The organism is Streptococcus gwangjuense (genome assembly GCF_003627155.1).
Classification (GTDB): domain Bacteria; phylum Bacillota; class Bacilli; order Lactobacillales; family Streptococcaceae; genus Streptococcus; species Streptococcus gwangjuensis.
In genome coordinates this window covers 15996-38994 of sequence record NZ_CP032621.1, presented here as the reverse complement: position 1 = coordinate 38994, position 22999 = coordinate 15996, and the positions used below count along the sequence as shown (strand labels likewise).

Genomic DNA, 22999 nt, shown 5'->3' with positions numbered 1-22999 from the left:
ATAGAAAAATGGAGAAAGTTTTCAGAAAAGAGAAAGAGAACCCGAAGGTTCTCCATTCTCTTTTATTCTACTGTTTCTTCCACAGTTTCAACGGCAGCATCCACAACTACTTCTGTTGTTTCTTCATTTCCTTCTTCCTCTACTGGAGGATTAAGGTATTCTTCTTCGTTGATAGCTTGTGGTTCAAGGTTACGGTAACGGGCCATACCAGTACCTGCTGGGATGATCTTACCGATGATAACATTTTCTTTAAGTCCAAGGAGATGATCTTTCTTACCACGGATAGCCGCATCAGTAAGGACACGAGTTGTTTCCTGGAAGGAAGCCGCTGACAAGAAACTGTTGGTTTCAAGTGAGGCTTTGGTAATTCCCATAAGGACTGGTCGACCAGTCGCTGGAACTCCACCTGCGATAAGGACATCTTTGTTGGCATCTGTAAAGTCATTGATATCCATAAGGGTACCCATGAGAAGATCTGTGTCACCTGGATCCATGACACGGACTTTACGAATCATTTGACGAACCATTACCTCGATGTGTTTGTCACCGATTTCTACCCCTTGGCTACGGTAAACTTTTTGTACTTCACCGAGAAGGTAAGTTTCAACTGACAAGACATCACGGACTGCAAGGAGACGTTTTGGTTGGATAGAACCTTCTGTAAGAGCGGCACCACGCGCTACTTGGTCCCCAACTTCAACACGCATACGAGCTGTAAATGGAACGACATATTCACCTTCGCCAGTTTCACCTTTAACAAAGACTTTCTTGGTACGAGTTGATGCATCTTCTTCGATAGCTGTAACTTGTCCTTTAACCTCTGTGATAACCGCTTCCCCTTTAGGATTGCGGGCTTCAAAGATTTCTTGGACACGAGGAAGACCCTGAGTGATATCGGTATTTGAGGCAACCCCACCCGTGTGGAAGGTACGCATTGTAAGCTGTGTACCAGGTTCCCCGATAGATTGGGCAGCGATTGTACCAACTGCTTCACCAACTTCAACCGCATCACCAGTCGCCAAGTTGATACCATAACAGTGACGACAGACACCATGACGAGTGTTACATGTAAATACAGAGCGGATAGTCACTTCTTCGATTGCATTTACAAGTTCACCATCTTCATTCTTGATCTTAAGATTTGCAATTTCAGCAGCTTTTTCTTCTGTGATCAACTCATTTGGACCGATAATAACTGCACCAGTTTCTGGATGTTTAACAGTTTTCTTAGTGTAACGACCGATAAGACGTTCTTCGAGCGACTCGATCATCTCTTTTCCTTCTGCGATAGAGCGAATCAAAAGACCACGGTCAGTTCCACAGTCGTCCTCACGGATGATAACGTCTTGGGCAACGTCAACCAAACGACGAGTCAAGTAACCTGAGTCGGCTGTCTTAAGGGCCGTATCGGTCATACCTTTACGGGCACCGTGAGTTGAGAAGAACATTTCGAGTACTGACAAACCTTCGCGGAAGTTTGAAAGGATTGGCAATTCCATGATACGTCCGTTCGGAGCAGCCATCAGACCACGCATACCGGCAAGCTGTGAGAAGTTTGAGATGTTACCACGGGCTCCAGAGTCCATCATCATAACGATTGGGTTCTTAGGATCTTGGTTGGCAATCAAACGTTTCTCAAGTTTTTCACGGGCAGCACGCCATTCAGCTGTAACGGCATTGTAACGCTCGTCGTCTGTGATCATACCACGACGGAATTGTTTTGTGATTTGTTCTACACGTTTGTGTGATTCTTCAATGATTTCAGCCTTGTCATCAACGACTGGGATATCGGCAATACCCACTGTCAATCCTGCAAGAGTTGAGTGGTGGTAACCGAGGTTCTTCATGCGGTCAAGCAAGGCAGAAGTTTCTGTCGTACGGAAACGTTTGAAGATTTCAGCGATGATATTTCCAAGGTTTTTCTTCTTGAATGGAGGGTTAAGTTCAAGATTGCTGATTGCTTCCTTGATATCTCCACCAAGTGGCAAGAAGTATTTAGCTGGAACGCCTTCTGTCAAGTTGGCATTGTTTGGTTCTTGCAAGTATGGTAGCCCCTCTGGCATGATGTCGTTAAAGAGGATTTTACCAACTGTTGTAAGCAAGACCTTGTGTTTTTGTTCTTCTGTCCATGGTTTGTTGAGACTGTCTGTTGCAATACCAACACGTGAGTGCAGGTGAACATAACCATTGCGGTAAGCCATAACAGCTTCATCACGGTCTTTGAAGACCATTCCTTCACCTTCACGACCAGCTTCTTCCATGGTCAAGTAGTAGTTACCCAAAACCATGTCCTGAGATGGAGTAACAACTGGTTTACCATCTTTCGGGTTCAAGATGTGCTCAGCAGCGAGCATCAAGATACGAGCTTCTGCTTGAGCTTCTTCTGAAAGCGGTACGTGGATGGCCATTTGGTCCCCGTCAAAGTCAGCATTGTAGGCTTCACAGACAAGCGGGTGCAAGCGAAGGGCCTTACCATCAATCAAGACTGGTTCGAAGGCTTGGATACCCAAACGGTGAAGGGTAGGTGCACGGTTCAAAAGTACTGGATGTTCTTTAATCACTTCTTCAAGAATATCCCAGATACGCTCATCTCCGCGTTCCACTAAGCGTTTAGCCGCTTTGACGTTTTGCACGATATCACGGGCAACAATTTCACGCATCACGAATGGTTTAAAGAGCTCAATAGCCATTTCACGTGGCACACCACATTGGTACATCTTAAGAGTTGGACCAACGGCGATAACGGAACGTCCTGAGAAATCAACACGTTTACCGAGCAAGTTTTGACGGAAGCGTCCTTGTTTACCTTTAAGCATGTGGCTCAATGATTTAAGCGGACGGCTACCTGGTCCTGTGATTGGACGACCACGACGACCATTGTCAATCAAAGCATCAACTGCTTCTTGAAGCATACGCTTCTCATTTTGAACGATAATACCTGGTGCATTCAACTCCAGCAAACGAGCCAAACGGTTGTTACGGTTGATAACACGGCGGTAAAGGTCATTCAAGTCAGATGAGGCAAAACGGCCACCATCCAACTGCAACATTGGACGAAGATCTGGTGGAATAACTGGAAGGATGTTGAGAATCATCCATTCAGGTTTGTTTCCAGACTTGTAAAAGGCATCCAAAACATCCAAACGACGGATAGCTTTGACACGTTTTTGTCCAGTAGCTGTTTTCAACTCTTCTTTGAGTTCAGCAATTTCTTTTTCAAGATCTACTTGTTTCAAAAGGTCTTGGATGGCTTCGGCACCCATCTTGGCAACGAATGAACCATAACCATACTCACGCAAGCGCTCACGGTATTCGCGCTCTGTCATGATAGACTTGTGCTCAAGTGGTGTATCCTTTGGATCAATCACCACATAAGCCGCAAAGTAGATAACTTCCTCGAGGGCACGAGGGCTCATATCAAGGGTCAAGCCCATACGGCTTGGAATCCCCTTGAAGTACCAGATGTGAGATACAGGAGCTTTCAATTCGATATGTCCCATACGCTCACGACGAACTTTCGTACGCGTTACTTCAACCCCACAGCGGTCACAAACAATCCCTCTATAACGAATGCGTTTGTACTTACCACAAGCACATTCCCAGTCTTTTGTAGGACCAAAGATAACTTCATCAAAGAGTCCTTCACGTTCTGGTTTCAAGGTACGGTAATTGATTGTTTCAGGTTTTTTGACTTCTCCATAAGACCATGAACGGACTTTACTTGGAGAAGCTAGGGTGATTTGCATACTTTTAAAACGATTTACATCAACCACTATTTCTTCCCTTTCTATTCTAAGTGAACTGCTTATTCTTATTCAGCAGCTTCTTCTGTTGCTTCCGCTTTTGTTGCTTTTTCAGCTTCTTCAGCTTCAAAGGCTGCTTTAGCCTCTTGGGCTGCTTTTTCGCGGGCTTTTTCAAGGTCATCTACGTGGATGACATCTTCGTCCATTCCTTCATCCAAGTCGCGAAGTTCCACTTCTTGGTCATCTTCGTCAAGGACACGCATATCAAGACCAAGAGATTGCAATTCTTTGACAAGAACTCGGAATGATTCTGGAACACCTGGTTTTGGAATTGGTTTTCCTTTTGTAATGGCTTCATAAGCTTTCAAACGTCCGTTGATATCGTCAGACTTGTAAGTCAAGATTTCTTGAAGGACATTTGATGCACCGTAGGCTTCAAGAGCCCAAACCTCCATCTCACCGAAACGTTGTCCACCAAACTGAGCTTTACCTCCGAGTGGTTGTTGGGTAACGGTTGAGTATGGTCCGACTGAACGCGCGTGCAATTTATCATCAACCATGTGGTGGAGTTTGATCATGTACATGACACCAACTGACACACGGTTATCAAACGGCTCACCAGTACGTCCATCGTAAAGGATTGTCTTGGCATCGCTATCCATACCTGCTTCTTTAACAGTTGACCAAAGGTCTTCAGAACTTGCTCCGTCAAAGACTGGTGTTGCGATGTGAATACCAAGAGTACGAGCAGCCATACCAAGGTGAAGCTCCATAACCTGACCGATATTCATACGTGATGGCACCCCAAGTGGGTTCAACATGATATCGACTGGAGTTCCATCTGGAAGGTATGGCATGTCTTCTACAGGAACGATACGAGAGACAACCCCTTTATTTCCGTGGCGTCCGGCCATCTTATCTCCGACCTTGATCTTACGTTTTTGAGCGATGTAGACGCGAACCAGCATATTAACACCTGATTGCAATTCATCTCCATTTGCACGTGTAAAGATCTTAACATCACGAACGACACCATCGGCACCGTGTGGTACACGAAGAGAAGTATCACGCACTTCACGAGATTTATCTCCGAAGATAGCGTGCAAGAGACGTTCTTCAGCTGAAAGGTCTTTCTCACCCTTAGGTGTTACTTTACCTACAAGGATATCACCTTCTTTAACCTCAGCACCGATACGGATAATACCCATTTCGTCAAGGTCTTTAAGGGCATCTTCACCAACGTTTGGAATTTCGCGAGTGATTTCTTCAGGCCCAAGCTTTGTATCGCGTGTTTCTGATTCGTATTCTTCAAGGTGGACAGATGTATAAACATCGTCTTTCACCAAGCGTTCGCTCATGATAACGGCATCCTCGAAGTTGTAACCTTCCCAAGTCATGTAGGCAACGATTGGGTTTTGCCCAAGTGCCATTTCCCCATTTTCCATGGAAGGTCCGTCAGCGATGAAATCGCCTTTTTCAACAACATCGCCAACTTTTACGAGAGTGCGTTGGTTGTAAGCAGTACCTGAGTTTGAACGACGGAATTTTTGGATGTGATAAACATCTAGCGAACCATCTTCACGACGAACTTCTACCTTGTCAGCATCTGCGTAAGTAACTTTACCATCATACTGAGCAATCACAGCAGCTCCAGAATCGTGGGCTGCTTGGTATTCCATACCAGTACCAACGTAAGGTGCTTTAGGATTAATCAATGGCACAGCCTGACGTTGCATGTTGGCACCCATAAGGGCACGGTTGGAGTCATCGTTTTCCAAGAAAGGAATACATGCTGTCGCAACGGCAACTACCTGTTTTGGTGATACGTCCATGTAGTCAACAACGTTAGCTGGATACTCTTGGTTGACCCCTTGGTGACGTCCCATGACAACTTTTTCAGCAAAGGTTCCATCTTCATTAAGACGTGAGTTAGCCTGTGCTACAGTGAATTCATCTTCTTCATCGGCTGTCAACCAAACGATTTCGTTGGTAACAACACCTGTTTCACGGTCAACCTTACGGTATGGTGTTTGAACAAAACCATACTTGTTCAAGTGTCCGTAAGATGACAAGTTATTGATCAAACCGATGTTCGGTCCTTCAGGTGTCTCGATTGGACACATACGGCCGTAGTGAGTGTAGTGCACGTCACGGACTTCATATCCAGCACGGTCACGAGTCAAACCACCAGGTCCTAAGGCTGATAAACGACGTTTGTGAGACAACTCAGAAAGCGGGTTGTGTTGGTCCATGAACTGTGACAACTGTGATGAACCAAAAAATTCTTTAACCGCAGCTGTTACAGGACGAATATTGATAATTTGTTGTGGTGTCAAGACTTCATTATCTTGAACAGACATACGTTCACGGACATTACGTTCCATACGAGAAAGTCCAAGACGTACTTGATTGGCAAGCAATTCACCAACCGCACGGATACGACGGTTTCCAAGGTGGTCGATATCATCTACACGGCCAAGTCCTTCCGCCAAGTTAAGGAAGTAGCTCATCTCAGCAAGGATATCTGCAGGAGTGACGATACGAACCTTGTCATCTGGATTAGCATTACCAATGATTGTTACGACACGGTCTGGATCAGTTGGAGCAACAACCTTGAATTTTTGAAGAACAACTGGCTCAGTCACAACCGCAGCATCATTTGGAATGTAGACAATCTTGTTCAAATCACCATCCAAATGGCTTTCAATACTTTCAATCACGCTACGAGTCATGATTGTACCAGCTTCTACCAAGATTTCTCCTGTTTCAGGGTCTACCAATGGCTCTGCAATAGTTTGATTAAGCAAACGTGTTTTAACATTGAGTTTTTTATTGATTTTGTAACGACCAACTGCTGCTAAGTCATAGCGACGTGGGTCAAAGAAGCGTGCCACAAGCAAGCTACGTGAGCTTTCAGCAGTCTTAGGCTCACCTGGACGAAGGCGTTCGTAAATTTCTTTCAAGGCTTCGTCTGTACGAGAGTCCATTGGGTTCTTGTGGATATCTTTTTCAACAGTGTTGCGAACCAATTCGCTATCACCAAAGATATCAAAAATTTCATCATCACCTGAGAAACCAAGAGCACGAACCAAGGTTGTAAATGGAATCTTACGAGTACGGTCGATACGAGTGTAGGCGATATCTTTTGAGTCGCTTTCAAGTTCCAACCAAGCTCCACGGTTAGGGATAACAGTTGAACCGTAGCCCACTTTACCGTTTTTATCAACTTTATCGTTAAAGTAAACACCTGGTGAGCGGACCAACTGAGACACGATGATACGTTCACCACCATTGATGATGAAGGTACCCATTTCTGTCATGATTGGGAAATCACCAAAGAAAACTTCTTGGGTTTTGATTTCGCCTGTTTCTTTATTGATCAAGCGGAAGGTTACAAAAATTGGTGCTGAGTAGCTAGCATCGTGAATACGAGCTTCTTCTAGCGTATATTTTGGTTCCTTGATTTCATATCCAACAAATTCCAACTCCATTGTGTCTGTGAAGTTTGAAATTGGCAATACATCTTCAAACACTTCCTTAAGACCGTGGTCTAGGAAATCTTTGAATGAGTCAGTTTGAATTTCAATCAAATTTGGTAAGTCAAGAACTTCTTTGATTCTTGAAAAACTACGACGGGTACGATGTTTCCCGTATTGAACGTCATGTCCTGCCAAGATGATTCTCCTTTGTAAATAAGTTCCAAGCCTTGTCAATCAGGCTTTTCTAATCGTCATATGGTTTTAAAAACCCCTATCACCGTGTCCTCTTGATAAATTTTCAGAATCTTTAAGTCTTTGTTACAAGTACTCAAAATCCTGAAAAAAAGCACAAAAAGAGCAGCTAAATCTGACTTTTTCAGAAGATTTAACTGCTGTGAGCCTTGTCTGGACAATATTTCAGACAAAACCTACGACAAATGATTACTCATATTATACCCTATTTAGCTAGATTTTTCAAGGGGATTGACGAATTTTTGACAAAATCTTTTCCTATAAGAAAGGCTGGCTGAATCGTAACAAAATTTGTTGCTATTTTTTCTTTTAGTTTAATTTTAGGAAAACGCTTGCATCTTATTTTACTAAGTGCTATACTGATATAGAAATTTATTGATTGGAGAATCATTATGAGAAAAATACCATCTCACACTGAGAAAAAAATGATTTACAGCATCCGTTCCCTCAAAAATGGAACTGGTTCTGTCCTTATTGGAGCAAGCCTTATTCTGCTTGCCATGGCTACACCAACTATCTCAGCCAACGAAAATACTACAAGCAATAAGGGAACTAGTAACGAAACTACTACTGCCCTTGCCCAACCTCTTACTGATACAGCAGTTAACTCTGATAAGAACGAAAGTGATATTTCTTCGCCTAAAAATGCAAACGCTTCCCTAGAAAAAAAAGAAGAAAAACCTGCAACAGAGCCAACAACTCCTGTTTCAAGCCCAGCCGATTCAGCACCACAAACCGGACAAGATCGTTCAAGTGAGCCAACTACTGCTATTAGTCCAGCAGCGACTGAAACTAAAGCAGAAGAACCCATCGCAGATAACCACTTCCGCATCCATGTAAAGAAACTCCCTGAAGAAAACAAGGATTCTCAAGGTCTTTGGACTTGGGACGATGTTGAAAAACCATCTGAAAATTGGCCTAACGGAGCCTTGTCCTTTAAGGATGCCAAAAAAGATGACTATGGCTACTACCTAGATGTCAAATTAAAGGGAGAACAAGCCAAGAAAATTAGCTTCCTCATCAATAATACAGCTGGGAAAAATCTAACCGGTGATAAATCGGTAGAGAAACTGGCACCAAAAATGAATGAGGCTTGGTTGGACCAAGATCACAAGGTTTTCTCTTACGAGCCACAACCTGCAGGAACTATTCGCGTCAACTACTACCGTACAGATGGCAACTATGACAAGAAATCTCTCTGGTACTGGGGAGATGTGAAAAATCCAAGTAGTGGTGAATGGCCTAACGGAACAGACTTTACGGCTACAGGCAAATATGGGCGCTATATTGATATTCCACTCAAAGATGCAGCAAAAGATCTTGGATTTTTATTACTAGACAGAAACAAACAAGGAGACAATGTGAAAATCCGTAAAGAAGATTATAAGTTCACAGATTTGAAAAATCATAGCCAAATTTTCCTAAAAGATGATGACGAAACCATCTACACCAACCCCTACTATGTGCACGATATCCGCATGACAGGAGCTCAACACGTAGGCACTTCTAGCATTGAGAGTAGTTTTTCAACACTTGTCGGTGCTAAAAAAGAAGATATCCTCAAACACTCCAGCATCACTAATCATCTAGGAAACAAAGTAACTATCACTGACGTTACAATCGATGAGGCTGGTAAGAAAGTGACCTACAGCGGAGATTTCTCTGACACAAAACATCCTTATACCGTTAGCTACAACTCTGACAAATTCACTACCAAAACAAGCTGGCGTCTTAAAGATGAGACTTACAGCTATGATGGTAAACTTGGAGCTGACCTCAAAGAAGAAGGAAAACAGGTTGATTTAACTCTATGGTCACCAAGTGCTGATAAGGTTTCTGTTGTTGTCTACGACAAGAAAGACCCTGAAAAAGTAGTTGGAACTGTCGCCCTTGAAAAAGGAGAAAAAGGAACCTGGAAACAAACTCTGAATGAAAACTCTGGTCTCGGCATCAGCAATTACACTGGCTACTACTACCACTACCAAATTGAGCGCCAAGGTAAAACTGTTCTTGCACTCGATCCTTACGCTAAATCCCTCGCTGCTTGGAATAGTGACGATGCCAAGATTGACGATGCCCATAAAGTGGCTAAAGCTGCCTTTGTAGATCCAGCTAAACTAGGACCTCAAGACTTGACTTATGGTAAGATTCGCAACTTCAAATCGCGCGAAGATGCTGTCATCTATGAAGCTCATGTGCGTGACTTCACTTCAGATCCTGCCATCGCAAAAGATTTGACTAAGCCATTTGGTACCTTTGAAGCCTTTATCGAAAAACTAGACTACCTCAAAAACTTGGGTGTAACCCACATCCAGCTCCTTCCAGTCTTGTCTTACTACTTTGTCAATGAGTTGAAGAACCACGAACGCTTATCTGACTATGCTTCAAGCAACAGCAACTACAACTGGGGATATGACCCTCAAAACTACTTCTCCTTGACTGGTATGTACTCAAGCAATCCTAAGAATCCAGAAAAACGAATCGCAGAATTCAAAAATCTCATCAACGAAATCCACAAACGTGGCATGGGAGCCATCCTGGACGTAGTTTATAACCATACAGCCAAAGTCGATATTTTTGAAGATTTGGAACCAAACTACTATCACTTTATGGATGCTGATGGAACACCTCGAACTAGCTTTGGTGGTGGACGTTTGGGGACAACTCACTATATGACCAAACGCCTCCTAGTTGATTCTATCAAGTATCTAGTTGATACCTACAAAGTTGATGGATTCCGTTTCGATATGATGGGAGACCATGATGCCGCTTCTATCGAAGAAGCTTACAAGGCTGCACGCGCCCTCAATCCAAATCTAATCATGCTGGGTGAAGGTTGGAGAACCTATGCTGGTGATGAAAATATGCCTACTAAAGCTGCTGACCAAGATTGGATGAAACATACCGATACTGTCGCAGTATTTTCCGACGACATCCGTAACAACCTCAAGTCTGGTTATCCAAACGAAGGTCAACCTGCCTTTATCACAGGCGGCAAGCGTGATATCAACACTATCTTCAAAAATCTCATTGCTCAACCAACCAACTTTGAAGCAGATAGTCCCGGAGATGTTATCCAGTACATCGCAGCCCATGATAACTTGACCCTCTTTGACATCATCGCCCAATCTATCAAAAAAGACCCAAGCAAGGCTGAGAACTATGCTGAAATCCATCGTCGTTTGCGACTTGGAAATCTCATGGTCTTGACAGCTCAAGGAACTCCATTTATCCACTCTGGTCAGGAATACGGACGTACTAAACAATTCCGTGACCCAGCCTACAAGACTCCAGTAGCAGAGGACAAACAACCAAACAAATCTCACTTATTGCGTGATAAGGACGGTAACCCATTTGACTATCCTTACTTCATCCATGACTCTTACGATTCGAGCGATGCTATTAACAAGTTTGACTGGACTAAGGCTACAGATGGAAAAGTATATCCTGAAAATGTCAAGAGTCGTGACTATATGAAAGGTTTGATTGCCCTTCGTCAATCTACAGATGCCTTCCGACTTAAGAGTCTTCAAGATATCAAAGACCGTATCCGCCTCATCACTGTCCCAGGTCAAAATGGTGTGGAGAAAGAGGATGTAGTGATCGGTTACCAAATCACTGCTCCAAACGGTGATATCTACGCAGTCTTTGTCAATGCGGACGAAAAAGCTCGCGAATTTAATTTGAGAACTGCCTTCGACCACCTCAGAAATGCTGAAGTTTTGGCAGATGAAAACCAAGCAGGACCAGTAGGAATTGCCAACCCGAAAGGAATTGAATGGACCGAAAAAGGCTTGAAATTAAATGCCCTTACAGCTACTGTTCTTCGAATCGCTCAAGGCGGTGCTATCGTTGCCCCAGCTGTGGAAGAAAAACCAGAATTTGATCTTTCTAGCTTAAAACAAGAACACGGTCAAAATAACAGTCAAGACAATATGTCAAACCGAGTAGTCAAACCGGAACAGCAAACTCCAGCTCCACAAACTAAACCTGATTCTGCAAAACCAGATGCAAAAGTATCTGATGCAGAAAATAAACCTAACCAAGCTACAGCTGATTCACAAGCTGAACTACCAAATACAGGAACCAAAAATGATCACAAACTCCTGCTTGCAGGAATTAGTCTCCTTGCTCTTCTAGGTCTCGGGTTCTTGCTAAAAAACAAAAAAGAGAACTAAACTAGCCCTCCTATAGAACTATCCCCCAAGCCATAACGCTCGGGGGATTGATTTTTATACAATATTTGTCGTCATAATAAACTTGATTAGGATTTTTTATTAAGCCTCTTTCATGGCAAAATAAGCCCGTACTTTTGGAGCCACTTGCGTTCCGAAAAGTTCAATAGCTCTCAGGACTTGTTCATGAGGCATAGAACCAAGCGGTAGATGGAGCATGAAGCGGTCCAATCCTAAATCCTCAATCATGCGAATCAATTTTTCTGCCACTTGATCTGGATTGCCCACAAACATGGCACCATTTGATCCAACTTGCTCCAAATATTGCTCATAACGCAATTCCTGCCAGTGCGGACGGTCTTTGGAAATAGCATCCACCACTTGCTTGGTCGGATGGAAATAATCTTTTACAGCCTGCTCGCCATCTTCAGCAATCCAACCCCAAGAATGAGCCCCAACCTTTAGTTCATGACTAGCATGGCCCGCTTCGCTCCCAATCTCACGATAAGCCTGAATCAACTTTTTAAAATAACGAGGGTTCCCACCAATAATGGCATAGACAATCGGTAAGCCTGCCTGAGCAATCTTCACTGTTGATTCGACATGACCACCTGTCGCTATCCACAAGGGTAATTTGTCCTGAACTGGACGAGGATAAACTTCTTTACCAGCAATCGTTTGGGTCAATCGACCTTTCCAGTCTAGCTTTGTCTTTTCATTGACTAACTGAAGCAAGTCTAATTTCTCATCAAAGAGGGCTTCGTAGTCTTTCAAATCATAGCCAAACAAGGAGAAAGATTCCGTGAAAGAACCCCTTCCGGCCATAATCTCCGCACGTCCATTTGACAAAGCATCGATAGTGGCATACTGTTGGAACAAGCGAATCGAATCCATGCTCGAGAGAATGCTGACTGCACTGGTCAAACGGATTTTCTTGGTATTGACTGCCCCAGCTGCCAGGACAATCTCTGGAGCTGATACTGCAAAATCCTCTCGATGGTGCTCGCCAATCCCATACACATCCAAACCAACCTTGTCAGCCAGTTCAATCTCTGCCACCAACTGACGAATGCGTTCAGCATGACTGTAAGTCTGCCCAGTTCCTTCAAGCTCCGTTGTTTCCCCAAATGTCGAAATTCCCAATTCTACCATAGTAATTCTCCCTGTCTATTTCTGTTCTTCAATTTGAAAAATTATTCTAACACGAATATTGAGTACAAACAACCAATTTGCTCACAAGAAAAAGCCTAGATAACTAGACTTTTTTAACTTATTCTACCGTTACTGATTTAGCAAGGTTACGTGGTTTATCCACATCAAGACCACGGTGTAGGGTTGCAAAGTAAGCGACCAATTGTGTTGGTACGACCATTGAAATTGGTGAGAGGTAAGGGTGGACGGTCGTAAGAACGATGTCGTCTGTATCTTTGGCAACATTTTCTTCTGCGATAGTGAGGACTTTGGCACCACGGGCTGCGACCTCTTGGATATTTCCACGAGTATGGTTGGCAAGGACTGGATCTGACAAAAGGGCCAAGACAGGTGTTCCTTCTTCAATTAAGGCAATGGTTCCGTGCTTAAGTTCTCCTGCTGCAAAACCTTCACACTGGATGTAAGAAATCTCTTTGAGTTTGAGACTTGCTTCCATAGCTACATAGTAATCTTGACCACGCCCGATGTAAAAGGCGTTGCGAGTTGTTTCAAGAAGCTCACGAACCTTGGCTTCAATGGTTTCTTTCTCTGAAAGAGTTGATTCGATAGACTGAGCTACAATTGACAATTCATGAACCAAGTCAAAGTCTTGCGCTTTGGCATTGCCATTTGCTTCTCCGACTGCTTTTGCAAGGAAGGCAAGGGCTGCGATTTGCGCTGTATAAGCCTTGGTTGAGGCTACGGCAATTTCAGGACCCGCATGAAGGAGCATGGTATGGTTGGCTTCACGTGAAAGTGTTGAACCTGGGACATTTGTCACTGTCAAGCTTGGGATTCCCATTTCATTAGCCTTGACCAAAACCTGACGGCTATCAGCTGTTTCACCAGATTGGCTGATAAAGATGAAGAGTGGTTTCTTGCTGAGCAGTGGCATACCGTAGCCCCACTCAGATGAGATTCCAAGTTCAACTGGTGTATCAGTCAATTCTTCCAGCATCTTCTTAGAAGCAAATCCTGCGTGGTAAGATGTTCCAGCTGCAAGGATGTAGATACGGTCTGCGTCTTGAACAGCCTGGATGATAGCTGGGTCTACTACTACTTGACCAACCTCATCTGTGTAGGCTTGGATGAGTTTACGCATAACAGTTGGTTGCTCGTCAATTTCCTTGAGCATGTAGTAAGGATAAGTTCCCTTACCGATATCTGACAAATCAAGCTCAGCAGTGTAGCTAGCACGCTCACGACTATTACCATCATAGTCTTGAACTTCCACACTATCAGCCTTGACGATTACCAGCTCTTGGTCATGAATTTCCATGTATTGGTTGGTCTCACGAATCATAGCCATGGCGTCTGAGCAGACCATGTTATAGCCTTCTCCAAGACCAATCAAAAGTGGTGATTTATTTTTAGCCACGTAGATGACTTCAGGATCTTGTGAGTCAACCAAGGCAAAGGCATAAGAACCACGGATGATGTGAAGAGCTTTTTTGAAGGCTTCAAGAACTGACAAGCCATCTTCTTCTGCAAATTTTCCAATTAAGTGAACGGCGATTTCCGTATCTGTTTGCCCTTTGAAGTGGTGACCTGCAAGGTATTCTTCCTTGATTTCAAGGTAGTTCTCAATCACCCCATTGTGCACCAAAACAAAACGTTCTGTCTCAGAACGGTGTGGGTGAGCATTGTCTTCCGTTGGTTTCCCGTGAGTCGCCCAACGAGTATGTCCAATACCAGTTGTTCCCCCAACACCAGCTGTTTTAGCAGACAATTCTGCGATACGACCTACAGCCTTGACTAGGTGATTTTCAGCACCACCTAGGACAAAAATTCCCGCAGAATCATAGCCACGGTATTCGAGCTTTTCAAGCCCTTGAATCAAAATATCAGTTGCATTTGTGTTTCCAACAACACCAACAATTCCACACATAGTATATACGACACAGACCAGCTGTGCTTTCTCCTTAAAATTGGTATAGTCTAATTCCTCTTTTATAGAATCAGCAAAAACAGTATATACTTGTTTCTCTCACTTGTCAAGAGTTAAAATTGGTATAGTTCAAATTAAGCTCCTGTAAGCAAAAAACTCTGACCAATTAGTACAATCAGTCAGAGTCCTTTTTAAAATCCATTATTATCGCTTAGCTCCTTGAACCAGTGCCCTGATTTCTTCAGATGACGTTCTTGCGTTTCCAAGTCTAATTCAACCAAACCATAGCGATTTTTATAGCTGTTGAGCCATGACCAGCAATCAATAAAGGTCCAGATTAAGTATCCTTTACAGTTGGCTCCATCTTCAATAGCACGGTGAAGTTCATGAAGATGACCTTTTACAAAGTCAATACGGTAATCATCTTGAATCATTCCATTCTCACGGAATTTTTCTTCCCCTTCAACACCCATACCATTCTCTGTCAACATCCATTCGATATTACCATAATTTTCCTTGATATTTTGAGCAATGTCATAAATCCCTTGTTCATAAATCTCCCAGCCACGATGAGGATTGATTTTACGTCCAGGCATCACATAAGGCTCGTAAAAATGTTCTGGTAAGAGTGGACTCTCTGGATGCTTAGCAAATCGAGGCGCCATAACACGCAAAGGTTGATAGTAGTTGACACCAAGGAAGTCCACTGTATTGTCACGAATGAGCTTCAACTCCTTCTCTGTAGCATCAGGCAAGAGACCGTATTCATGTAAGATTTCTACCAACTCCTGTGGATAAGTCCCCAAGACAGATGGATCTAAGAAAGATTGGGCCTGAAAGAGATCTGCAATCCGAGCAGCCTTGACATCAGCAGGATGCTGGCTACGTGGATAAGCCGGTGTCAAGTTGAGGACAATCCCAATCTTGGAATCAGGCAAGAGTTCATGGCAGGCCTTGACCGCCCGACTGCTGGCCAATTGTGTATGATAAGCTACTTTAACGGCTGCCTCTGCATCCACCTTGTGTGGATAATGGGCATCGTAAAAATAGCCAAATTCTACTGGAACGATGGGCTCGTTAAAGGTAATCCATTGATCCACTAAATTTCCATAAGTCTCAAAACAAAAACGAGCATAGTCTTCATAGGCTGAGACAGTCGCCTTATTTTCCCAACCATCACCATCCTCTTGAAGGGCAAAAGGTAAATCAAAATGATAAAGATTGACTAAAAGACGAATCCCTTTAGCCTTAATAGCCTCAAAAACCTTACGATAGAAATCCACACCTTGAGAATTGACTTCCCCACGCCCTTGTGGAAAAATCCGTGACCACTGAATAGAAGTCCGAAAGGCCGTGTGACCAGTTTCTAACAGTAGCTCAATATCCTTTTCCCAGTTTTCATAAAAGGTTGATGTTTTATCTGGACCAATCCCATTATAGTAACGATTTGGCTCCACTTGGTACCAATAATCCCAGAGATTATCTCCCTTACCGTCACCAGCTACACGTCCTTCTGTTTGTGGTCCAGAAGTAGAGGATCCCCAGACAAAATCCTTTGGAAATCTTAGCATACATTTACCTCTTTATCTACTCATTTTTCCCATTATACAGAAAAAACAAGGTAAAAACTAGTTACATTTTTTCCTTGTTTTTCTTCTGATTATAGTTTTTATTTCTTGCTGAGAATTTCAAGCGTTTCAAGCAAGTTATCTGCATGAACTTCGATAGTGTCACCAGTCGCTTTAATCTTCACTTCTACGATACCATCGGCCGCTTTTTTACCAACAGTAATACGGATTGGCAATCCAATCAAGTCGCTATCGCTGAATTTAACACCAACACGTTCGTTACGGTCATCTGTCAAGACTTCATAACCAGCTCCCATCAAGCTTGCTTCAAGCTTTTCTGTCAAGGCTTGCGCTTCATCATCCTTGACATTGACAGTGATCAAGTGCACATCAAATGGTGCCAATTCTTTAGGGAAGTTGATTCCCCAAGCGTAACGGTATTCACCTTTTGGCGTTTTGTTAACAAAGAGGCGAGCGTGTTGCTCCATCACTGCTGAAAGGAGACGGCTGACACCGATACCGTAACATCCCATGATAATTGGCACAGCACGGCCATTTTCATCCAAAACATCTGCTCCCATGCTTGCTGAATAGCGAGTGCCAAGTTTGAAGATGTGACCAATTTCAATACCACGCGCAAAGTTAAGGACACCTTGTCCGTCTGGTGAAATTTCACCCTCACGAACTTCACGGATATCCACATATTCTGCAGTAAAATCACGACCTGGGTTCACACCAGTCAAGTGGTAGCCATCTTCGTTAGCACCCACAACTGCATTACGAACATCTTGCACTTTACGATCTGCAATGATTTTAACATTCTCTGGCAAACCAACTGGGCCAAGTGAACCAAATCCTGCTTGAACAAGATTCGCCACTTCTTCTTCGCTAGCAACGTCAAAGAAATCTGCTCCCAAGTGGTTTTTCAACTTAACTTCATTAAGCTGATCATTTCCAACTAGAAGGGCGGCAACAAGCTCACCGTCTGCCATGTAGAAGAGGGTTTTAATCGTTTGTTCTTCTGGAACGTTGAGGAAGGCGGCAACTTCATCGATTGTTTTAACATCTGGTGTTGCAACACGAGTCACTTCTTCTTCAGCAACGACACGGTTGCTTGGTTTGTACTCGTTTGTTGCCATTTCCAAGTTAGCAGCATAGCTAGACTCACTTGAGTAAGCAATGGTATCTTCACCAGAAACCATCCATTTAAGCAATTCTGCCTTGATTTCTTCTTGCACTTCTGCAGGAATTTCATCAAATGAGGTAACTGACTTGTCCAAAACAACCCATCGGTCAAGGTCTGTACGAGCAGGTGTAATAGCCATAAATTCTTGGCTGTCCTTACCACCCATGGCTCCACCGTCACCGATGATAGCCTTGAAATCTAAACCACTACGAGTGAAAATACGCTCATAAGCAGCCTTGTACTCATCGTAAACACTGTCCAAGCTATCATAGTTAGCGTGGAAACTGTAAGCATCTTTCATGATAAACTCACGTGTACGGAGTAGTCCATTACGTGGGCGTTTTTCATCACGATACTTAGGCTGGATTTGATAAAGGTTAAGCGGCAATTGCTTGTAAGACTTAACAGAATCACGGACAATAGCTGTAAAGGTTTCTTCGTGAGTTGGACCTAGGATAAAGTCTGATTTTTCACGGTTTTTTAGTTTGTAAAGGTCTTCACCATAAGTTTCATAACGACCTGATTCGCGCCACAATTCTGCACTAAGAAGGGCAGGAGCCAACATCTCAACGGCACCAATCTTGTCGAATTCTTGGCGCATGATGTTTTTAGCTTTTTCAATCACACGGTTAGCAAGTGGTAGGTAAGAATAAACGCCTGCTGAAACTTGGCGAACATAACCAGCTCGCAACATAAGAGCGTGGCTGATAACTTGAGCATCGCTTGGCATTTCGCGAAGCGTTGGGATAGGCATTTTACTTTGTTTCATAATATTCCTCGATTATCTAAAAAAGAGTCGCATGATGTCATTCCAGGTCACAGCAATCATCAAGACAACCATGATGACCACTCCGGCCAAGGTGACATAGGTTTCAATTTCTTGTTTCAATGGTTTGCGGCGGATGGCTTCTAGGATATTGAGCACAATCTTACCACCATCCAGGGCTGGAATCGGAATAAGATTAAAAATCCCAATATTGATGGAAATTATTGCCAAGAAGTACAAGACATTCTCAATTCCATTTTTAGCAGCATCACTACTTGCCTTAAAGATGGCAACAGGTCCACCTAGCTTGTTCAAATCCGGTTGGAAAATCAGATTTTTCAGTTCTGAGAGAATTCGGAGGGCTGAGTCAGCAGCAGTTGTAAAACCACCTACAAACATGGATAGAAAATCTGACTTAATCCCCGGTTGAACACCTAGAAGGTAATGGCCTTGACTTTCTTCGGGTGTAACTGTAACTTGTTTGTCACTACCCTTTTCAGAAATAGTCACATCCAAGGTCGGGGCTGTCTTATCTTTGGTTTCTGATTCCACAGCCTGAATCAAACTTTCCCAGTTGCTAACCTCATGTGAGCCAATTTTGGTAATTTGTGCCGTTTCTGGTACTCCCACCTTAGCCAAGGCCCCTTGGGGCATAATATGGAACTGGTTGGTATCGACATCTCTGACACCACCCTGCATGAAGATTAAAATCCAGAAAACAACAACCCCTAAGATAAAGTTGTTCATAGGGCCTGCAAAATTAGTAATGAGTTTCCCCCAGATAGTCGCATTTTGATATTGAACATCTAAAGGAGCAATCCGAACCTCAGTTCCATCTGCTTCCACAACCGTTGCATCGTGATCCACTGCAAATGTTTTTTCTTCCTCCAGAACCAAGCCCCTGATAAAGAGCTTGTCTTCAAAATCAAACTGGGTCACCTGCATAGGAAGAGCTGTTTGATCCAATTTTTTACCTGAGAGATTGATGCGTTTAACCTTACCATCATCAGTAAGCGTCAAACTGACAGGAGTTCCTGTCTTGATTTCAGTTGTATCATCACCCCAACCGGCCATGCGAACGTAGCCTCCCAGAGGCAAGATTCGAATGGTATAGGCCGTTCCATCCTTGCCAATATGAGCAAAGATCTTGGGTCCCATACCGATGGCAAATTCACGCACTAGAATCCCTGATTTCTTGGCAAAGTAGAAATGTCCGAACTCGTGCACCACTACAATAATCCCAAAAACCAGAATAAAGGTTAAAATTCCGAGCATAGTATTTCCTCCGTCTTTTGATTAAAAGAGTCCAAACAAGTGCATAATTGGAAATACAAGCAACATACTATCGAAACGATCCAAAACACCACCATGTCCAGGAATAAATTTCCCAGAATCCTTGACACCAAAGTGACGCTTGATCGAACTTTCTAGTAAATCACCAAATTGTCCAGCAATGCTAAAGAAAATAGCAAAGACTGACATCTTGTAAATTCCATACGGAAGAGCAACTGTACTGTCAAACATCATAAAGATGATGGTTACTAAAATAGCACCTAAAATACCACCCAAGGCACCCTCAAAGGTTTTATTTGGAGAAACTGTCGGAGCTAATTTTCGTTTCCCAAAGTTCATCCCAGCAAGATAGGCACCACTGTCGGTAGCCCAGACAATACACAAGGCCAATAGAGCCTTATCTAAACCTGCAACGCGAGCATCTAGTAAAGCATTAAATCCAAAGCCTACATAGAAACTCATAGCAAGAGGGAAAACAGCATCCTCAATCGTATAAGACTTGCTAAAAACAGTCGTTCCTAACATGATTGAAATCAAAACACTATAAGCAACCACATTCCCATCAACTGGTAGAAAAGTCAGGTAATTCTCCAAGGGAATGGTCAAAGCAAAGGTTGCAAAGAGGGTCAGGAGACCCTCCATAGTCATGGTCTCTAGACCTCTCATCTTCAAAAGTTCATGCATAGCTAGCATGGCTATGATTCCAATTGCTATCTGAAGCAAGAGGCCCCCAATCATTAAAATCGGTAGAAAAATAGCCAGTGCAATCCCTGCAAACAAGGTTCTTTTCTGTAAATCCTGTGTCATATTTCCTCCTAAACTCCTCCAAATCGGCGATGACGACGATTGTAGGCAAGAATAGCTTCCTGCAAAGCTGCCTCGTCAAAATCAGGCCATAAGGTATCCGTAAAATAGAGCTCACTATAGGCTCCCTGCCATGGAAGGAAATTGCTCAAACGCAATTCTCCACTGGTACGGATAATCAAGTCTGGATCTCGTACATCCTTAGGCAAATGCTGGGTGAAGAGATAGTTGCCAATCAATTCCTCTGTGATGTCACCTGGATTGATTTTGGCATCTAAAACATCCTGGGAAATCAACTTAAGCGCCTGTGTAATCTCAGCACGTCCACCATAGTTGAGGGCAAAGTTAAGAATCAATCCTGTGTTGTTCTTAGTCAATTCCTCAGCCTTGGTTAAAGCTTCAAAGGTTTGCTTAGGCAGGCGGTCTGTCTCCCCAATCATTTGAATCTTAACATTATTTGCGTGCAATTCCGGGACATAATTGTCATAAAACTCTACCGGAAGGTTCATGATAAACTTGACTTCCTGATCAGGGCGGGTCCAGTTTTCCGTAGAAAAAGCATAAACTGTAATAACCTTAACTCCCAGTTTGTTGGCTGCCTTGGTCACAGTTTGCAATGCTTCCATGCCCGCCTTGTGTCCGAAGACTCGCGGTTGCATACGTTTTTTAGCCCAACGGCCATTCCCATCCATGATGATACCGATATGAGCAGGAACCTGTGTCGGAACCTCTACTTCTACAGCCTTATCTTTCTTAAAAAATCCAAACATGATCTTATTCCTATTCAAAAATCTATCGTTTCATTATACCATATTTCCCCATTTTCTTCTATCACTAAGCTATTTATTCTCAGGCATAAAGCCCATTTTTCAAAAAAATAAGCCGCCTGATTGGGCGACTTTATTTTTTATAGGGAGATTATTATGAAAAAGTTTTAGGAGTTTAAGTTAAGGTCTTCTTAACTTATGAACTTAGTATACACTTCCTAGCTTAAAGTTTCCTTAAGTATTTTTAAAAATCAAATTTTTCCATTTTTCCTGCCAATTTTTCTTGGATAGACGTGTTCGATAAAGTCCCATTCGGTCTTCATTTTCTAAGAAATGAGGAGTTGGACGAACTTGAAAATTCAAAATATCCTCCAAACCGTATGGAGTAAAGAGCTCCAAAGCGGATTCTTCATTCAAGCGCAGTCCAACTGCCGTACACCGTTCTGGATACTTACTCATGGCATCACAAGAGCTGCTATAGGGAGTAGTATGAGGGCTGTGCTGGTGCATATAGACTTGATTTTTCAATTCCCACTGGTACTGAGGAAAATCCTCTCGCAGTTTTTTCTCTAAGGACAAGGTTTCCTCATAAGAAATATCCGGATCAAAGAAAATCACATCTACATCTGTTTCAAGATCAAATGCTGGTCTCTCTGACAAGAGATTCCAGATAAAATTTCTGACAGAACCTGCTGCCAACCAGGAGTCTTTCAAACCAAGGTTTCGGATGATAGTCAAAATAGCCATCATATCCGGATTTTCTCTGAAAGAGTCTAAAATTTCAGCCTTATTTTTCAATATATTCATACCCTAAATGCTCATATGCCTTAGCAGTCGCCACCCGTCCAGAACGTGTCCGCATGATAAAACCTTTTTGAATCAAGTAGGGCTCATACATGTCTTCAACTGTCTCACGCTCTTCTGCTATGTTAACAGAAAGAGTTCCTAGACCAACAGGACCACCACCGTACATCTCAATCATGGTGCGAAGGATTTTTTGATCCACATAGTCCAAACCTTCATGGTCAACATCCAGCATAGTCAAAGCCTTATCGGTAATAACATCATCGATAACCCCATTCCCCATAATCTGGGCAAAATCGCGCACGCGTTTGAGGAGACGATTGGCAATACGAGGGGTTCCACGACTACGTAGGGCTAATTCAGATGCTGCCTCATGAGTGATTTCCATCTCAAAAATATCTGCCGTCCGCTCAACAATTTCCGTCAAGTCAGCATGGGCATAATACTCCATGTGACCTGTAATTCCAAAACGTGCCCGTAGCGGATTTGAGAGCATACCAGCCCGAGTCGTCGCACCAATCAAAGTGAAAGGTGGCAACTCCAAATGAACACTGCGACTGCCTTCACCAGCCCCAATCATGATATCAATGTAGAAGTCCTCCATGGCACTATAAAGCACCTCTTCCACTGACATTGGCAAACGATGAATCTCATCAATAAAAAGAACATCCCCAGGCTCTAAGTCATTCAAAATCGCTACCAAATCACCGGCTTTTTCAATGACTGGACCCGAAGTCTGCTTGAGATTGACACCTAGTTCGTTGGCAATAACAAAAGCCATGGTCGTTTTTCCCAAGCCTGGAGGGCCAAATAAAAGCACATGATCCAGCGCTTCATCCCGCATTTTGGCAGCTTCTATAAAGATTTGAAGCTGGTCCTTGACCTTATCCTGCCCAATATATTCACGTAAATACTGAGGACGGAGCGTGCGTTCTACTAACTCCTCGTCCCCCATTATCTCATTATCTAAAATTCTACTCATGGCTCTATTATATCAAAAAACCAAGCCACAAACAAAAAAGCCACCTGATTGGGTGACTCCAGAGTTTAGCACCTATGTGGTATAACATTCTACGGCACTGC

Annotated in this window: 12 protein-coding genes; 1 reads left to right on the top strand and 11 read right to left on the bottom strand. The window is 43.2% G+C overall.

The annotated features are described in order from the left end of the window. Positions 1–62 precede the first annotated feature (62 nt). Both rpoC and rpoB read right to left on the bottom strand, forming a co-directional pair. The gene (gene rpoC / locus D7D53_RS00180; protein WP_162927855.1) at positions 63–3773 is read right to left on the bottom strand and encodes a DNA-directed RNA polymerase subunit beta'; all 3711 of its coding nucleotides are present in this window, start codon (positions 3771–3773) and stop codon (positions 63–65) included. A 38-nt stretch (positions 3774–3811) separates the two neighbouring features. Next, complete coding sequence (rpoB, locus tag D7D53_RS00175) at positions 3812–7417, bottom strand: DNA-directed RNA polymerase subunit beta (protein WP_120769758.1); 3606 nt, start codon at positions 7415–7417, stop codon at positions 3812–3814. A 449-nt stretch (positions 7418–7866) separates the two neighbouring features. Between rpoB and D7D53_RS00165 the strand changes: the two genes are divergently transcribed. Then, positions 7867–11652 carry a pullulanase gene (locus D7D53_RS00165; protein ID WP_120769756.1) on the top strand — a complete coding sequence of 1262 codons (3786 nt, stop codon included), beginning with the start codon at positions 7867–7869 and terminating at the stop codon, positions 11650–11652. A 99-nt stretch (positions 11653–11751) separates the two neighbouring features. Here D7D53_RS00165 and D7D53_RS00160 read toward each other — a convergent pair whose 3' ends face one another. The 9 genes from D7D53_RS00160 to ruvB form a co-directional block, all read right to left on the bottom strand. Further along, positions 11752–12801: an LLM class flavin-dependent oxidoreductase gene (locus D7D53_RS00160; protein WP_120769755.1), complete on the bottom strand. Its 1050-nt coding sequence runs from the start codon at positions 12799–12801 to the stop codon at positions 11752–11754. Positions 12802–12919: 118 nt separating this feature from the next. Further along, complete coding sequence (gene glmS, locus D7D53_RS00155) at positions 12920–14728, bottom strand: glutamine--fructose-6-phosphate transaminase (isomerizing) (RefSeq protein ID WP_120769754.1); 1809 nt, start codon at positions 14726–14728, stop codon at positions 12920–12922. Positions 14729–14919: 191 nt separating this feature from the next. Beyond that, positions 14920–16299 (bottom strand): 6-phospho-beta-glucosidase, encoded by a 1380-nt coding sequence (gene bglA, locus D7D53_RS00150; RefSeq protein WP_120769753.1) that lies wholly within the window; start codon positions 16297–16299, stop codon positions 14920–14922. A gap of 98 nt (positions 16300–16397) precedes the next feature. Continuing rightward, the gene (locus tag D7D53_RS00145) at positions 16398–18251 is read right to left on the bottom strand and encodes a proline--tRNA ligase (protein WP_120769752.1); all 1854 of its coding nucleotides are present in this window, start codon (positions 18249–18251) and stop codon (positions 16398–16400) included. A 12-nt stretch (positions 18252–18263) separates the two neighbouring features. Then, on the bottom strand, positions 18264–19523 hold the full coding sequence (rseP, locus tag D7D53_RS00140) for an RIP metalloprotease RseP (RefSeq protein ID WP_120769751.1): 1260 nt from the start codon (positions 19521–19523) through the stop codon (positions 18264–18266). Positions 19524–19544: 21 nt separating this feature from the next. Next, the gene (locus tag D7D53_RS00135) at positions 19545–20348 is read right to left on the bottom strand and encodes a phosphatidate cytidylyltransferase (protein ID WP_033686268.1); all 804 of its coding nucleotides are present in this window, start codon (positions 20346–20348) and stop codon (positions 19545–19547) included. Between the two features lie 8 nt (positions 20349–20356). Further along, a complete protein-coding gene (locus D7D53_RS00130; RefSeq protein WP_120769750.1) occupies positions 20357–21115 on the bottom strand; it encodes an isoprenyl transferase in 759 nt (252 codons plus the stop codon). A 231-nt stretch (positions 21116–21346) separates the two neighbouring features. Continuing rightward, complete coding sequence (locus tag D7D53_RS00125; RefSeq protein ID WP_120769749.1) at positions 21347–21919, bottom strand: nucleotidyltransferase family protein; 573 nt, start codon at positions 21917–21919, stop codon at positions 21347–21349. Then, on the bottom strand, positions 21900–22898 hold the full coding sequence (gene ruvB / locus D7D53_RS00120; protein WP_120769748.1) for a Holliday junction branch migration DNA helicase RuvB: 999 nt from the start codon (positions 22896–22898) through the stop codon (positions 21900–21902). Before ruvB ends, D7D53_RS00125 begins: the two co-directional genes overlap by 20 nt. Between the last annotated feature and the right edge of the window lie 101 nt (positions 22899–22999).